This window comes from Lysobacter sp. 22409 (genome assembly GCF_052045105.1).
GTDB classification, from domain to species: Bacteria; Pseudomonadota; Gammaproteobacteria; order Xanthomonadales; family Xanthomonadaceae; genus Lysobacter; species Lysobacter antibioticus_B.
Map to the genome: position 1 here is coordinate 1 of NZ_JBQEOE010000067.1, position 16172 is coordinate 16172.

The 16172-nt window shown below is 65.9% G+C and carries 11 protein-coding genes and 1 riboswitch; of the genes, 4 read left to right on the top strand and 7 right to left on the bottom strand.

The window, feature by feature from the left end:
- The 4 genes from ACTJJK_RS21955 to ACTJJK_RS21970 all read right to left on the bottom strand — a co-directional run.
- On the bottom strand, positions 1–2018 hold a 2018-nt coding region (locus ACTJJK_RS21955), incomplete at its 3' end, for an autotransporter domain-containing protein (protein WP_440731253.1).
- 437 nt (positions 2019–2455) lie between these two features.
- The gene (locus ACTJJK_RS21960) at positions 2456–4471 is read right to left on the bottom strand and encodes an autotransporter domain-containing protein (RefSeq protein WP_440731254.1); all 2016 of its coding nucleotides are present in this window, start codon (positions 4469–4471) and stop codon (positions 2456–2458) included.
- 1122 nt (positions 4472–5593) lie between these two features.
- Positions 5594–6814 carry a multidrug effflux MFS transporter gene (locus ACTJJK_RS21965; RefSeq protein WP_440731257.1) on the bottom strand — a complete coding sequence of 407 codons (1221 nt, stop codon included), beginning with the start codon at positions 6812–6814 and terminating at the stop codon, positions 5594–5596.
- Positions 6815–6907: 93 nt separating this feature from the next.
- Positions 6908–7363 carry a VOC family protein gene (locus tag ACTJJK_RS21970; RefSeq protein ID WP_051885405.1) on the bottom strand — a complete coding sequence of 152 codons (456 nt, stop codon included), beginning with the start codon at positions 7361–7363 and terminating at the stop codon, positions 6908–6910.
- A gap of 242 nt (positions 7364–7605) precedes the next feature.
- Positions 7606–7776: riboswitch (glycine riboswitch) on the top strand.
- A gap of 39 nt (positions 7777–7815) precedes the next feature.
- On the opposite strand from ACTJJK_RS21970, the gene gcvP reads away from it, so the two are divergent.
- Positions 7816–10689: an aminomethyl-transferring glycine dehydrogenase gene (gene gcvP, locus ACTJJK_RS21975; RefSeq protein WP_440731255.1), complete on the top strand. Its 2874-nt coding sequence runs from the start codon at positions 7816–7818 to the stop codon at positions 10687–10689.
- 110 nt (positions 10690–10799) lie between these two features.
- On the opposite strand, the gene ACTJJK_RS21980 is transcribed toward gcvP, so the two are convergent.
- Positions 10800–11429 carry a DUF2846 domain-containing protein gene (locus ACTJJK_RS21980; protein WP_440731256.1) on the bottom strand — a complete coding sequence of 210 codons (630 nt, stop codon included), beginning with the start codon at positions 11427–11429 and terminating at the stop codon, positions 10800–10802.
- On the bottom strand, positions 11426–12148 hold the full coding sequence (locus ACTJJK_RS21985; protein ID WP_152566407.1) for a hypothetical protein: 723 nt from the start codon (positions 12146–12148) through the stop codon (positions 11426–11428). Before ACTJJK_RS21985 ends, ACTJJK_RS21980 begins: the two co-directional genes overlap by 4 nt.
- A gap of 599 nt (positions 12149–12747) precedes the next feature.
- Here ACTJJK_RS21985 and ACTJJK_RS21990 point away from each other — a divergent pair.
- The 3 genes from ACTJJK_RS21990 to ACTJJK_RS22000 are packed head-to-tail and all read left to right on the top strand — an operon-like array spanning position 12748 to position 15208.
- Entirely contained in the window at positions 12748–14007 is a 1260-nt protein-coding gene (locus tag ACTJJK_RS21990) for a histidine kinase (protein ID WP_031374051.1), read from the top strand.
- Positions 14000–14782 carry a LytR/AlgR family response regulator transcription factor gene (locus tag ACTJJK_RS21995; protein WP_223620474.1) on the top strand — a complete coding sequence of 261 codons (783 nt, stop codon included), beginning with the start codon at positions 14000–14002 and terminating at the stop codon, positions 14780–14782. Before ACTJJK_RS21990 ends, ACTJJK_RS21995 begins: the two co-directional genes overlap by 8 nt.
- Positions 14783–14809: 27 nt before the next feature.
- Entirely contained in the window at positions 14810–15208 is a 399-nt protein-coding gene (locus ACTJJK_RS22000) for a hypothetical protein (RefSeq protein WP_051885403.1), read from the top strand.
- Between the two features lie 60 nt (positions 15209–15268).
- On the opposite strand, the gene ACTJJK_RS22005 is transcribed toward ACTJJK_RS22000, so the two are convergent.
- The gene (locus ACTJJK_RS22005) at positions 15269–15793 is read right to left on the bottom strand and encodes a GFA family protein (RefSeq protein WP_200875883.1); all 525 of its coding nucleotides are present in this window, start codon (positions 15791–15793) and stop codon (positions 15269–15271) included.
- Positions 15794–16172: the final 379 nt, after the last annotated feature.

Consider the following 16172-nt stretch of genomic DNA (forward strand, 5'->3'; position numbering starts at 1 on the left):
CCCCAATCCGCATCGCCGCCCGACGAGGATGCGCGTGCGCCGACGCCGAGCACCGAACCGTTGCCGAAACGGTGGTCGAAGTCCACCAAGGCCTGCCCCCAGCTGCGGTCCAGTTCGCCGCCGGGCAGATCGAACCCGAACAGGTCGATGATCTCGCCGCGCGTGCCGCTGACCGTCTTGTCCAGACGGCGGACCGCTTCCAGCGACACCGTCAGTTCGTTGCTGCCGCCGATCCGGCCCGAGAACGCCGTGCCCAAGCGCGCATCGCGCGTCGTCCAATCGCTGCGCTCGAAGCGCGACGGGAAACCGCCGCCGTCTTCGCTGTAAGCATCCAGCTCGGTCTTGCTCCAGGTGTAGGACAGGTACGGCGAAACTCTCACCCTGCCCCACTGCGCCGCGTCCTTCCAGTCCAAACGCGCGCGCAGCGCCGCCACCTTCGCATCCGGCCGCGCCGACGAGGTATGCACATCGGTGCCATTGTAGTAACGACGCTGCGAATCGACATCGAACCGGCCGGAATAGCCCAGCAGGCTGCCCTGCCATTGTTCGCCGAACTTGAACGCCGCCTCGCCGAGCAGGTATTCGCCTTCGGACTTGCCTTGGCTGCCAAGGTCCCACTCCTGCCGCGCCTTGGCCTTGCCCAGGCCCAGGCCCAGGCGCGCCGGACCGAGGTCGGTGCAGACACCGACTTCCAACTGCTCAATGCGGGTTTTGCTCTCGTCGTAATCGGCCGCCTCGGCATTGGCCCAGGCGCAAGAGCCGTCGGACTCGCTCGCCAGGCCGTTATCGAGCAGCGAGCGATGGTGTGCGCCCGACAATGTCGCGTTGGCCAGGCCGCTCAAGCCCAACGTCAGGCGTTGGTTGGCTTCGATCAGGCTGCGCTGGTAGGCATCGATGTCCAGCAGAACTCCGCCGCCATGCGGCGTCACTCTGGCGATCCAAACCTGGCGTTGCGGGGTCACGCCGACAACCACCGATCCGTCGGCGTTGGTATCGGTCGGGCTGGACAGATAAGTCCCGGCAGGCAAACTCACACCGGAGGCTTTCAACCAATAGCTGACTGAGATCGTTCCCGTCTGCTCGGACCAACGGTAAGCCTCCTGAGATGCCCAGCCGGAATCGTAGGGCCCTGCGTTGTACGAATCGCCGTACACGACCAAGCCGTCGCGCGAAATCGTCAATGCATTACTGAAGCCGTAGCCCGCCAACGGCCGCAACAGCACGGTCCCGCCGGAGGCGCTCCACAGATAGCCGAACGTATCGCCGCCGTTACTGCCCGGGAAGACCGAAGTGCTGGTCAGACCTACCACGCGGTCCCCCCGGCCGGATACGTCGGTTGCAGAATTGAGATAATGCCCGGGCAGCAACGGCACCAATGCCATTCCCCCCGCCTGCGTCCAACGAAATGCACGATTCTTGTTGGCACGGAAGGCCATCTGATTGCCGACTACGGTTGCGCCGTCGTCCGACACCGCCTTGGCCAAGGTTTGCGATGGCTCCATGCCCGACAGGCGTTGAGCGCCGCCCTGCCTGGTCCAACGAAAAGCCTGAAACAAGCCGTCAGTCTCGACCAGATCGCCGATCACGACCTCGCCGTTGCCGGATAGCCCGCTGATTGCCACCCCATACGTGCCGGCGATCTTGAACTCCCTGGCGCCGCCCGCCCTCGTCCACAAATAACTTATCCCGGTCGCAGTCTCGCCATGCCCGAATGGACCGCGAACAGTCATTGCAACCATAGAACCATCGCTCGAGATTGCCGTGCGTTCGGCCAACCCCCAGGTGAAGCCGGGATAAGGAATCAGCGTCTCGATCATGCGCCCTTGGTTATCGCGCAGATCGACTCCCGATTGGTTCACCACCGCAACGACGCGGCCGTCCGCCGAAACCGCTGCAGTACCGCGATAAGGAAGAGAAGAGGGCGTACTCGGCGCCGGAGGCGCGATGAAGAAGTTGCCTTCGGCATAGGCAGGAATCGCCGCCAACAGGGAAATGACCAAGAGCGCGCGTCGCATCATGGAAGCCTCTGTTCGAGTATTGGATGGCCGACTGAACGCTCTTTGGGCTATGCCGCGGCCGAGAAGTATCCGCAGCGACGCTGCAAAGAAGGCACGTTTACGGCCGATTTTCCGCCGTCCCCGACATTATCCCCGAGCAATACGCTCGCGACAAACAGCACACTATTCGCTGCTTCGACCGCCTGCACGAAATCCAGCGGTACGAATCAAAACCGGAAACGATTGCGTTGTCCTCCCAGGACCGCCACGGCTGAAGCAAATCGTGCGGATCGATTGACGGCGCATCTTCCGGTATCCGCACGCAGCGTCCGCTGCGCGAGATCAAGCCCGCAACACCAAAGGGTTCCGGTTGCGGCTTCCCACGATGATGATGCTGCCCGCCGATCGGCCGGAACGACAGCCGCCCGACTCGCCGGACGACTGCCGCCATCGCCCGTTCAGAACGACATTCGATACCCGAGCGATACGCCCCAATCCGCATCGCCGCCCGACGAGGCCGCGCGCGCGCCGACGCCGAGCACCGAACCATTGCCGAACCGGTGGTCGAAATCCACCAGCATCTGGCCCCAGTTACGGTCCAGTTCGCCGCCGGGCAGATCGAAACTGAACAAGTCGATGATCTCGCCGCGCGTGCCGCTGCTGATCTTGTCCATGCGACGCACCGCTTCCAGCGACACACTCAAATCGCTGCGCTCGCCGAAACTGCGTTCGAACGCCGCGCCGACGCGCAGGTCGCGCGTGCTCCAGTCGGTGCGGTCGAAGCGCGACGGGAAACCACCACCGCTCTCCGCGTAGCCGTCCAGTTTGGTCCGCGTCCAAGTGTAGGCCGCATACGGGGAAATGCCGACGCCACCGACCCGCGCCGCGTCCTTCCAGTCCAAACGCGCGCGCAGCGCCGCCACCTTCGCATCGGGACGCGCCGACGAGGTGTGCACCGCAGTGCCGTTGTAGTAACGACGCTGCGAATCGACATCGAACCGGCCCGAGTAGCCCAGCAGGCTGCCCTGCCACTGTTCGCCGAGCTTGAACGCGGCCTCGCCGAGCAGGTACTCGCCTTCGGACTTGCTCTGGCTGCCGAGGTCCCACTCCTGGCGCGCTTTGGCCTTGCCCAGGCCCAGGCCCAGGCGCGCCGGACCGAGGTCGGTGCAGACACCGACTTCCAACTGCTCGATTCGGGTCTTGCTCTCGTCGTAATCGGCGGCCTCGGCATTGACCCAGGCGCAAGAGCCGTCGGACTCGCTCGCCAGGCCGTTATCGAGCAGCGAACGATGATGCGCGCCCGACAAGGTCGCGTTGGCCAGGCCGCTCAGGCCCAGGGTCAGGCGCTGGTTGGCATCGATCAGGCTGCGCTGGTAAGCATCGACGTCCAGCAGAAATCCGCCGCTCGGGCCTTTCACCCGGGCCAACCAAAGACTTCCGTACCGGCCCTCGCCCGCGATGATCGAGCCATCGAAGCTGGTGCTGTTTGCCGTTATCAACTCTGCACCGGCCGGCACTTCGACGCCATAAGCGGCTAGCCACTGCGCGATGGAAAGGGTGCCGGTCTGAGCGCTCCATCTAAAAGCCGTGTCGATACCGGAGGGACGCGGCGAATTGACAAAGGCATACATACTTCCCACGACAACCTTCCCGTCTCCGGAGATGGCTTTCGCTTCGCCGCCGGTGTAACCGGAAAGCAAGCCTAACGGCATGATTCCGGTCTTGCTGTCCCACACATACGGGAAGCTTCGCAAATACGGTTCATGTTGATCGAGCCTTCCCACAACACGCGAACCGTCATGAGAAACGCCATAAGCAATCACGTTTGAATACCCGGGAGCAGGCGCGAAGCTGACGTTGCTCGCCCCTTGCGTCCACAGCACCACTTCACTGCGCGGACGAAGCACGGTGACCGCCACTACCCGGCCATCGCCAGACACCGCTCCTGCGAAGAAAGATTCCCCGATGGAATCGCCTTGAAACACCTGCAGCCCTTGAGCTTCGCTCCAACGGAATGCTTGGCCGACGTAGGTCGAATTCGTCGAATACATCGTCCCGACCACGACTCTTCCGTCAGCCGACATCCCCCACCCCAAAGCAGAATATGCGGGGATATCCAAGATCTTGAAGCCGCCGGCCTGACTCCACAAGGCAGGCGTCGTTCCTGGATTTTTCCCCGAAATCGACTGCGGCAAGTCGAACAAGAGGAGCGAGCCGTCGCTCGACACCGCTTTGAGCATGCGACTGTCTACGTACCGGTCTGACACTTTGTATAGGGTTTCGGTGCCGGCTTGCTCGGTCCACCGGGACAATACGCCACCACCACTTTCCAGCCAAACGAATGCGCGGCCATCGCCGGATACGTAGCCCGTTTTGGACAAGCTTCCTGGAAACTGCCAGAAATCGGCAGCAGCCACTGCCGGATTCGACATCACAACTGCCAGCAAAGCAGTCGACAGCAAACTGATCTTCATCTTCCTTCCCTTTGGGTTCCTGCTTGAGGCGATTCCAAGCCTCAGCGGTCGCAACACTCGATCGCCAGAGGCCAGACACCCAGCCTCAAGACGCCTATCATTTCGATTCATGCCCCGTCGATTCATGCCCCATCGATTCACGCCCCAGGACGGCGGCCATACTGCCGCGGGCGCTATCACCGTTGAGCTGGTCGGCAGGATGTCCCGGGAACGCGCGCATCGAAACGCCCTGCCTGCTGAAGCACGGTACTGGCATGCGCCAGAGATCGCGCCGCAGACACGGCCTTCGCCGCTTTCAGTGGTCTTGTTTCACGACGATTTCCTTGCCGATTGAAGTAAAGCGCCAGGCTCTGGTACGGCGACACGTCGAACGGTGCGCTTCCGGCTTTCGACCCGGAGCAAGACGCCGTTACGAGCACATCCCCGCTGTCTTCGGCGATTATCCCTAAGTCGCGCGTTCGCGACAAACACACATTCCCGTGCGCAGCGTCCGCTGCGCCAGACCCTGGCCTCGCGGCAGCAGAGGCCCAGACCATCGCGGCCGGCACGACCGCTGAGCCATCCGCCGATACCAACCCCGGCCGGCCAGCGCGCATCCGGAAGCCGTAGGCACCGCTTCTGCGAAGAACGTTCTCAGTCCCGTGAATAGGGCCTAGACGAAAGGATTCGCGTCGCGGCTTCCGACGACGGCGCTGTCATCGTCCGCCATGGCGAAGATCGCAATAGTCGGCTGGGTATCGGCTGGTGGGTATCGGTTGGGAAAGGCAGATCGAAATCGCCTGTCAGCCAGAAGCCGCCATCGGCTTGGGCAGGAGCGCACGCCATCAACATCGCAATGGTCATGGCCACGGCCAACGGACTTTAATTCAGCGAAGATCGTCCCTTATCGACCAATCAGGACGCACGCCACGCTCGGTCCTGCATTGGCGCAACATACGACGTAGCGCACATCGCAAAAAAGTCGCTGGACGGAATTTTCGGCCGTATCTTAATTTGCGATAGAAATCAGGCGCGGCGAAACCGGCGCGCGGCTTCGCCGGTCCAGACTCGATTTGGAACCCGAGCGCTCGACACGCAGGGCCCGTTTATCGTGCTCGGCGCGCCCCTCGCGACGCCGAAGCCTCACAACGACTCTTGCGGCTCCACCGCCGCGGCCTCGTCGCCGCGGCTCGCGCATGCGGTCTTCGACACGCGCGCTTCCCATTGCCAGAACAGCCAGGCCACCGCGGTCAGCGCCGAGGCCGCGACCGCCAGCGACACCGCGCTGGCGCTGATCAGCGGCGACAGCACGCCGGCCATGATCGCGTTGACCACCAGACCGGAGAACGCCTGCAGCGACGAAGCCGAGCCGCGCTGGCGCGGGTACATGTCGAGGATCGACAGGGTCACGATCGGGAACACCAGGGCGATGCCGAACGCCGACACGCACATCGGCAACACCGCCCACGGGATCTGCGGATCGTCGGTCCACAGGTTGTAGCCCAGGTTCATGGCCACGCCGAGGAAGGAAAACACGAAGCCCCAGCGCACCAGGCGGTCGCCGCTGATCTTGCCGGCCGAGCGCCCCGACACGAACGAACCGAGCACCATGCCGCCGATGGTCGGCACGAAGAACCAGCCGAACTGGCGTTCGTTGAGCTTGAGGATGTCGAGCACGAACGCCGGCGCCGAGGCGATGTACAAAAACAGCGCGGCGAAATTGAACGCGCCGGTCGCGGTCAGGCGCTGGAAGCGCGGGTTGAGGAAGATCGCGAAGTAATCGCGCAGCAGGCGCCTGGGCTTCAACGGCAGGCGCGCCTGCGGCGGATGCGTTTCCGGCAGCAGAAAGATGGTCGAGGCCAGCAACAGCAGCGAGAAGCCGACCAGGAACCAGAAGATCGCCGGCCAATGCGCCCAGCCGAGGATCCAGCCGCCGATGATCGGCGCGATCGCCGGCGCCACGCCGAAGATCATCGTCACCTGGCTCATCAGGCGCTGGGCATCGTCGCCGTGCAGCACGTCGCGGATCACCGCGCGGCCGACGATCAGTCCGACCCCCGCCGAAAGCCCCTGCACCGCGCGGAAGAACAGCAAGGTCGACAGGTCCGTCGACAGCGCGCAGCCCACCGACGCCAGCGTGAACACGCTGAGCCCGCCGATGATCACGCGGCGGCGCCCGATCGTGTCCGACAAGGGGCCGTGGACGATGCTCATGAGCGCATAGGCGATCAGGTAGACGCTGATGGTCTGCTGCATCGCCAGTTTGTCGGCGCCCAGCTCGGCGCCCATGACCGGGAACGCCGGGAAGATCGTGTCGATCGAGAATGGCCCGAACATCGCCAGGCCGCCGAGCAGCAAGGCCAGCCGGCGGATCGACAAGGTCTTCGTGGCCGGAGCAGGATCGGGTGCGGAGGTATTAATCGGAGATCACCAATCGGAGAGCGTCGGCTCGGGGCCTCAGCTGGGAGCGTGGGCGGTGTGGGTGTCGATCGGCACCTCGTCGGGCGGGCCTTTGAGTTCGACCACATTGCCTTCGGGGTCGAACAGGTATTGCGACGGCCCCTCGCCCTCGGCGCCGTAGCGCGAGCCGAAGTCGCCGATGCGCACGCCGTGCGCCTGCAGGTGGGCGACGATCGCCTCGCGGTCGAAGGGCTCGGCGCGCAGGCACAGGTGATCCATGTTGCGGGCCTCGGCCCCGGCCGGCGCGCCGCCGAGGCGGCCGAGCTTGCCCTCGACGTCGACCAGGTCGATCAGGGACAGGCCGGCGCGCAACTGCACCAGGCCGATCGCGTCCTGGCGCCGTTCCAGCCGGCAACCCAGTACGTCGCAATAGAAAGCGATCATCGCCTCGGTGTCGCGCACGCGCAGCACCACGTGATCGAGTTGCAGCAGTTGGAACGGGGGACGGTCCATGCAGGAAGCTCCGGAAGGGACCGCGACCATGTTACGGCGAATCGGCCTTCCTGAACCGGGTCGCGGCGTCGAAACCCGGGATGAAGCCGGCTGCCGCCAGCCCCGGCAACGTCGCCCCGGGGCCGCCGCTGCGGCTATAATCGTGGCTTGAAACACCCGGTGGGAGAAGCGGCCCGGCCCCCCAGCCAGACCGCTGCCGAAGGCGCAACGCCCGTAATCGCTCAGGCCCCATACCGCCGCGTGTACAAAACTCTGGAGAGACCGCCTGCGTACGCTGAGACAGCGGGGCAGAACCGGCGCCGAAGGGGCACGAAGCGAGCGCGGACAGGAGCGGCCCCCGGGCCATCCCCTCCCCTAGCTGCCTGACCGCAGCACGCTTTTAAACTCTCAGGCAAAAGGACAGAGGGGCGCCTCGCGTGCGGCACCGCACGCTGCCTTCGGACGCCCCTGCCATGAGCCCAGCCGCCAACAGCGCAACTTCCTTGCGCGATCTCGAGCACCACGACGCCTTCATCGAGCGCCACATCGGCCCCAACGACGCCGAGATCGGCCACATGTTGGAGCAGGTCGGCTACGACTCGCTCGAAGCCCTGACCGACGCCATCGTCCCCGGCTCGATCAAGTCGACCCAGCCGCTGGCCCTGCCAGCCGCGATCAGCGAAGTCGAAGCGCTGGCCAAGATCCGCGCCATCGCCACCAAGAACCAGGTGTTCCGTAGCTTCATCGGCCGCGGCTACTACGGCACCCACACCCCGAACGTCATCCTGCGCAACATCCTCGAGAACCCGGCCTGGTACACGGCCTATACGCCCTATCAGGCGGAGATCTCGCAGGGCCGCATGGAGGCGCTGATCAACTTCCAGACCATGGTCGCCGACCTGACCGGAATGGAGATCGCCAACGCCTCGCTGCTCGACGAAGGCACCGCCGCCGCCGAGGCGATGACCCTGGCCAAGCGTTCGGCCAAGTCCAAGTCGGACACCTTCTTCGTCTCCAGGAACATCCACCCGCAGACCCTGGAAGTGCTGCGCACCCGCGCCGAACCGCTGGCGATCGAACTGCACATCGGCGACGACGCCGAAGCGGCGACGGTCGACGCCTTCGGCGCCCTGCTGCAGTACCCGGACACCTTCGGCGCGGTCAAGGATTACCAGAGCGTCGCCGATGCCGTGCACGCGCGCGGCGGCATCGTCGCCGTGGCCAGCGACCTGCTCGCGCTGACCCTGCTCAAGGCACCGGGCGAATGGGGCGCCGACATCGTCGTCGGCAACACCCAGCGCTTCGGCGTGCCGTTCGGTTTCGGCGGCCCGCACGCCGGCTTCATGGCCTGCCGCGACGCCTACAAGCGCTCGATGCCCGGCCGTCTGATCGGCGTCTCGGTCGACACCGACGGCAAGCCCGCCTACCGCCTGACCCTGCAGACCCGCGAGCAGCACATCCGCCGCGAGAAGGCGACCAGCAACATCTGTACCGCTCAGGTGCTGCTGGCGGTGATGGCGAGCATGTACGCCGTCTACCACGGCCCCGATGGCCTGACCCGCATCGCCCGCCGCGTCCACCGCCAGGCCACGATCCTCGCCGCCGCACTCGGCAAGGCCGGCATCGCCGTCGGCAACGGCTTCTTCGACACCCTGCACGTCAGCGGCATCGACGCGAACGCGATCCACGCCAAGGCCCGCGCAGCCAACATCAACCTGCGCGAGATCGATGCCGGCAGCCTCAGCATCAGCCTCGACGAAACCGTGACCCGCGACGAACTCGTCGCCCTCGCCGGCGCGTTCGGCGTGCAGCTCGACATCGACGCGCTCGACCGCGAAGCCGTCGACGCGATCCCGGCCGCGCTGGTGCGTACTTCCTCGTTCCTGCAGCACCCGGTGTTCAACACCCACCACAGCGAACACGAACTGCTGCGCTACATGCGCTCGCTGGCCGACAAGGACCTGGCGATGGATCGCACCATGATCCCGCTGGGCTCGTGCACGATGAAGCTCAACGCCACCGCCGAGATGATCCCGGTGACCTGGCCCGAGTTCGGCAACATCCACCCGCTCGCCCCGGCCGACCAGACCACCGGCTACACCCAGCTGATCGACGAGCTCGAGGCGATGCTGGTCGAGTGCACCGGCTACGACGCGGTCAGCCTGCAGCCGAACTCCGGCGCCCAGGGCGAATACGCCGGCCTGCTGGCGATCCGCGCCTACCACCGCTCGCGCGGCGAAGGCCATCGCGACATCTGCCTGATCCCCGACTCCGCGCACGGCACCAACCCGGCCTCGGCGCAGATGTGCGGCATGACCGTGGTGGTGACCAAGACCGACAGCAACGGCAACGTCGACGTCGACGACATCCGCCGCGCCGCCGAGAAGTACAGCGACCGTCTCGCCGCGATCATGATGACCTACCCGTCCACGCACGGCGTGTTCGAGGAGGAAGTGGTCGAGATCTGCGAGATCATCCACAAGCACGGCGGCCAGGTGTACACCGACGGCGCCAACATGAACGCCCTGGTCGGCGTGGCCAAGCCCGGCAAGTGGGGCTCGGACGTCTCCCATCTGAACCTGCACAAGACCTTCTGCATCCCGCACGGCGGCGGCGGCCCCGGCGTCGGCCCCTGCGCGGTCAAGTCGCACCTGGCGCCGTTCCTGCCGAAGACCGTCGACGGCGAAGGCATCGTCGGCATGGTCAGCGCGGCGAGCTTCGGCTCGGCGAGCATCCTGCCGATCTCGTGGATGTACGTCACCCTGATGGGCACCGCCGGCCTGCGCAAGGCCACGCAAGTGGCGCTGCTCAACGCCAACTACATCGCCAAGCGCCTCGCCCCGCACTACGAAACGCTGTACACCGGCCGCAACGGCCTGGTCGCGCACGAGTGCATCCTCGACCTGCGCCCGATCAAGGACGCCACCGGCGTCAGCGCCGAGGACGTCGCCAAGCGCCTGATCGACTTCGGCTTCCACGCCCCGACCCTGAGCTTCCCGGTCGCCGGCACGCTGATGGTCGAGCCGACCGAGAGCGAGTCGCAGCACGAACTCGACCGCTTCATCGACGCGATGATCCAGATCCGCGACGAAATCCGCGCGGTCGAGGACGGCCGCCTGGACCGCGAGGACAACCCGCTCAAGCACGCCCCGCACACCGCCTCGCAGGTCACCGCGAGCGAGTGGACCCGTGCCTACCCGCGCGAGCTGGCCGCGTTCCCGTTGCCGACCCTGCGCCTGCAGAAGTACTGGCCGCCGGTGTCGCGCGTGGACAACGTCTACGGCGACAAGAACGTCATGTGCGCCTGCATCCCGATCGATGCTTACAAGGAAGAGGTCGAGGCCTGAGCCCCGGCTGGGTTGCACTGAAGCGATAAAACGAAAGGCCCCGCGAATGCGGGGCCTTTTTTTGAGCGGTTGCGACTACGGCGGCGCGATGCGTTCGCCGCGTCCTGCCCTTACTTGGCGAGCTTGAGCTTGCCGGCGATCTCGTCGAACTCCGCGACCGTCGACGGCGACAGGTTCGGACGACCAGCCAAGATGCCGATCGTGATCGTGCCCTTCACGTAATAGGTTTCGCCGGCTTCGACTTCCATGTTGAGGATGTCCTTGGCTTCCGAATGCACGGTGTACTCGTGCGCGCCCGGCTCGACCGCGACAACGAAGTACTTGCCGCTGCGCAGCTTGCCCAGCTCGACCGCGCCTTCGCGCACCTTGTAGCCGACCGCGCCGCCGACGAACTTGGCCGGACGGAAGAACACGATCTGGCCCTTGCCTGCGGGCGGTGCGGCGATCAGGCCGCTGCTGGCCGCCGCCGGCTTGGCGCTGGCCGACGCCGACGCCGACGCAGTCGCGGCCGCACTCGGCGCTGCCGCCGGTGCCACCGTCGCCGCCGCGCTGCCTTCGACCGCGGGTGCGGCGCCGGCTTCGCTCTTGGCTTCCGCCGAAGCGCTCGCTTCGGCATTCGGGAGCTGCTTGGCCGGATCGGAAGGCGCCTTGCCGTTCCAGGCCAGCGAACCGCCGGTGGCGAAGGCCGACACCGGCAACAACAGAGCAATCAACAGGACACGCGACGACATCGACTTCATTGGACAGCTTCCCCAGTTTGGGTGGTGACGGGTGGTTCGGTGGTGACGACAGGCGCAGGGGCCTGAGCGTGCTCGGGCGCCGCGGCAGCGGGCGTCAGATCGACGTCCTGTGCGATGCGCGCCTGGGCCTGGGTATACGAAGGGATCTGGATCTCGCCGCCGCGTATGAACATCGCGAACACGCCGACGGCGATGGCCAGGCCGATGACCTGGCCCGACTTGTCCACACCGGCCGAGCCGACGCGGAAGCTGCGCAGTGGGATCTGCCGGCCATCGGCTTCGAGATAGCGCGCGGCGAGCAACAACTCGCCCGGCTTGCCGCCGCTGCGCGAACGCTCGGCATGGATCACCTCGCCCACGCCGGTGGTACCGGCCGGCAGCACGAGCGTGCCGTCGACGCTCAGCGCTTGCGCCAGCCGCAGCCCGAACTTGTCGCCGCGCTTGAGCGTGGCCGAACTCAAAGGCTGCAGGGTTTCGAGCAGCACGTCGGTACCGGCGACGATACGCAGCGCACCGGCGCTGCCGGCGGCGGCCGACGGCGTTGTCGGCGCCGGAGCGGTTTCGGACATGGACGCTGGAGCAGGCTCGGATACCGGCACCGCCGCGGGTGCGGGCGCGGGTGCGGCGGGCAGCGCACTCGGCGCCTCGGCGGCGGCCGGCATCGGCTGCGGCGGAGTCATCGCCAAGGCGGCGATCAACACGGTAGACATCGAAAACATGAAGGCGGCCCCCAACCGTCCTTGGCGGTCGTCACGCTATCGGAACGCCGAGGCTTTGCCAAGCGGGTTTTTCGCCTGGATCGCCGAGTCATCGCAAGTCACATTGCGGGGCACCGGAAACACATTGCCGCTCGTTGATCGGCTACCGGGGACGAGACGGTCGCCGGCGAGCTGCCGCTGCCCCACTCATCGCCTTCACCCGCCTCCTCTCCGCTTAGCACTCGCTACGGTCGCCGCAAGCGGGAGAGAGCTGCGAACGAGTCGGCTCGCAGGCAACCCTTCTCCCGCTGGCGGGAGAAGATGGCCGAAGGCCGGATGAGAGCACGACAGGCTATGCACCCCTCGCCTAGCGTCATCCATGTATTTCCTCGGGCCTTCATGAGCGAGGGGTCGCCACAAACGAGAAAGGGGCGCATCGCCCCTGGATCGCACGCAGCCCGCATTGGCCGAAGCGGCCAGCCCAGACGCACACGGCCCGCGCTTCGTTCCGTCCCGAACCGGTTTCGTCGCCCCCTCCCCCGGCTTCGTCGCGGCCCCACTTCCACCCGGCCGGCAGACGACTATGCTGCGTCGCAACCCAGGCCCCTTTCGGACCCGTCGTGATCAGGAGCTTCTTCTTCATCGTCCGCCTCGCCGCCGCATGGTTCGGCGTGTTCCTGCTGATGGCGCTGCTGTCCTCGGTCACGCCGGGGCTCGAGCACCAGGACGTGGCCCCGCTGTTCATCATCGCCGCGCTGGTCGTCGCCTACGTCGTCACCAACGCCTTCTCGCATCTGCGCCGGGTGCGCCTGATCGCCGGGCATATCGACCGCGACACCCTCGCCAACCGCCACCGCCGCCAGATCGAGGTGCCGTTCGAGGCCGGCGAGGTGTTCGACCTGCTCGACGCGGCGATCCGCGAACTGCCGCGCGTCGAGGAGATCGAGAGCGCCCGCGACAGCCTGCAGGTCAGCGCCAAGGTGCAGCGCCCCAACCTTTACGGACGCAGCCGCACCGATCGCCAGGGCGTGGTGCGCAATCACAGCCGCTGGACCCGCAACCAGATCCTGGCTACGGTCACGCCCGGCGAGGACAGCGGCAGCATCACCCTGATCTGCGAGCCCGAGACCGGGGCCTGGAGCGATTGGTTCCGCGTCGACGGCGGCACCAACCTGGAGAACGCCGAGGCGGTCGTGCGCGCCATCACCCGCCGCATCGCCGAGCGCCGCCGCACCGAGCGCGTCAGCACTACCCGCACGGTCACCGAGAAGGAACTCGCCGTGGCCAAGCTGAGCCTGCTGCACGCCCAGGTCGAACCGCATTTCCTCTACAACACCCTCGCCAGCGCCCAGTACCTGACCCGCAACGACCCGCCGCGCGCCGACATCATGCTCGGCCATCTGATCGACTTCCTGCGTCGTTCGCTGCCGCGCACCGAGGACGCGCAGTCAACGCTCGGCGACGAGCTCGACCGCTCCCGCGCTTATCTGGAAATTCTCAAGCTGCGCATGGGCGCACGGCTGGCACTGCAGATCGACGTGCCCGAGGAACTGCGCACGATTCCGCTGCCGCCGATGATGCTGCAGACTCTGGTCGAAAACGCCATCAAGCACGGCCTGGAACCCAAGCCCGGCGGCGGCACGGTGTGGATCCTCGCGCGCCGCAACGATCACCGCGTCGCCATTACCGTCGCCGACGACGGCGAAGGCTTCAACTCCACCAACGCCGGCACCGGCATCGGCCTGCGCAACGTGCGCGAGCGCCTGCAACTGGTGTACGGAGGCGACGCCCAACTCGCGGTCGTCGCCAATTTCCCCAACGGCGTCGCCGCGACGATCAGCGTGCCGCTGGCCGCGCGCGAGGAACCCATCTATGTCTAAGCCTGCTCCTTCCACCGCCCTGGTCGCCGAAGACGAGTCCCTGCTGCGCCAGGCGCTGATCGATTCCCTGCGCGGCGCCTGGCCGCAGTTGCAGATCGTCGCCGAATGCGAAGACGGCGCCGAAGCGCTGGAAGCCCTGGCCGAGCATCGGCCCGACATCGCCTTCCTCGACATCCGCATGCCCGGCCTGACCGGCATCGATGTCGCCACCGCCGCAGCCGAGGTCAGCCCGCAGACCCAGATCGTGTTCGTCACCGCCTACGACCAGTACGCCATCGACGCGTTCGAGCAGGGCGCGATCGACTACCTGCTCAAGCCGGTCACGCCCGAACGCCTGGCCGTCACCGTGCAGCGCCTGCAGCAACGCAGCGCCGCCAATCAGACCGATGCCGATGCGCTGTCCGAGCTCGCCCAGCAACTCGCCAACCGCGAGCCCAAGCGCAACACGCCGCCGCTGACCTGGATCACCGCGAGCACCGGCCGCGAGACGCGCCTGATCCTGGTCGACGACATCGCCTACTTCCGCGCCGACAACAAATACACCACGGTGGTGACCGCCGAGGGCGAAGCCCTGCTGCGCAAGCCGATCCGCGAACTGCTCGACGTGCTCGACGCGACCATGTTCAAGCAGATCCATCGCTCGACCATCGTCAACCTCAAGGCGATCGCCTCCATCGTGCGCGACGACAGCGGCAAGGGCAGCGTGCGCCTGCGCAACCGCCCGGAAACCCTGACCGTCAGCCAGCCCTTCATGACCCTGTTCCGCACGATGTAACGCGGCAACCCACGATCCAGGTGACCTATGCGCAACTTCACGGCTTTGCTGTACTACCTGTTCGCCTTGCTCGGTTGCGATATCGGTGCGACCACCATCGTCCACCGCGCCAGCGCCGACGGCATCGACATCATCGACAGCGAGGTGCGCGTCACCGACCGCATCGCCAAGTTCGAATGCTTGGCCAGCCGGAGCGGGCAATGCCACTACACCCTGTTCCATGAGGAGTGCGCCACCGCAGCCGCCACAGGCGCCGCCAGGCAGCCGGCCGGCGAAACCCGGTGCGCCAGCCAACCCTTCGAACGCTTCGCCATGGCCGCCGGCTCCGACAAGGAAGTGATCGGCCTGGAGCCGGGATTCAAGCTGTGCGTCAGCGCCGAGGACCTGGCGATGAACGCCGACTGCAAGAGCGCGGCCCGCCAGTAAGCGCGGTCACGCGCAGCCCGAAACCCGACCGCGAATCCAAGCGCGAACCCGGGCGCGGGCTCAATCGCCGCCTTCGACGAAGACGACCTCGGCGATCCAGTTGCGCTGGCGCCGGGCCAGGCGCACCGCTTCGGTTTCGCCGTCGAGCGTCGACGGCGAGCGTCGCAGCAGCGCCTCATCGACGCCCTCGAAGGTGTTGACGTTGACCACCGCATGCAGGGTCCCGTCGATGCGGCTGGTGACGACCGGCACCACCCCGCAGCGCGTACAGACATGGAAATCGGCAGTCTGCGTGCCGAAGTCGTACCGCGACACCCGCGCCGGTTCCTTGACCCGCACCCGCAGCGCCCCGCCCGGACACGACGTCCACACCCCGCCGTGCTTCGTGCAGAACGTACACGTACAGGCCCGCGCCGGAATCTCGAGCGGCTCCGGCCGCCAGTCCAGATCGAAAGCGATATTGCCGCAGTGACAAGCTCCGTGAATCAACATGGCGGTCTCGATGAGGGGTCGAAGACGGAATGATGCCGCACCGGCTTTCGCTGTTGCACCGGCTTTGCTGTTACACCGGCTTTGCTGTTGCATTGGCAGTTGCTGTGCGTCGTCGAGCACTCGCGAAGGCAATGGAAGACCCGGAGGGCGGCCTGCATGGATGCAGGCCGTTTTTCATCGGGACAGGGATGTCCCGTATGAAAAAGCCCTGCGTCGGCATCGATCGTGCGGGCCTTTGATTCAAAAGAAAAGCATTTTTCTTTGGTTACCTTTCTTTTGTTGCTTATGACAAAAGAAAGTAACCCGCCGCTTTAGTGGCGGAAGCTTTTAGCGTTTGACCTTGATCTTGCTGACCGAGAAGCCACAAGCAAGTGCAGAGCTTCCGTCCGCTCACGCGGCCGGGTTACTTTCTTTTGCTAAGCTCAAAAGTCCGTCTGGATTCCCTTCGGTCAAAGGTAACCAAAGAAAAGGG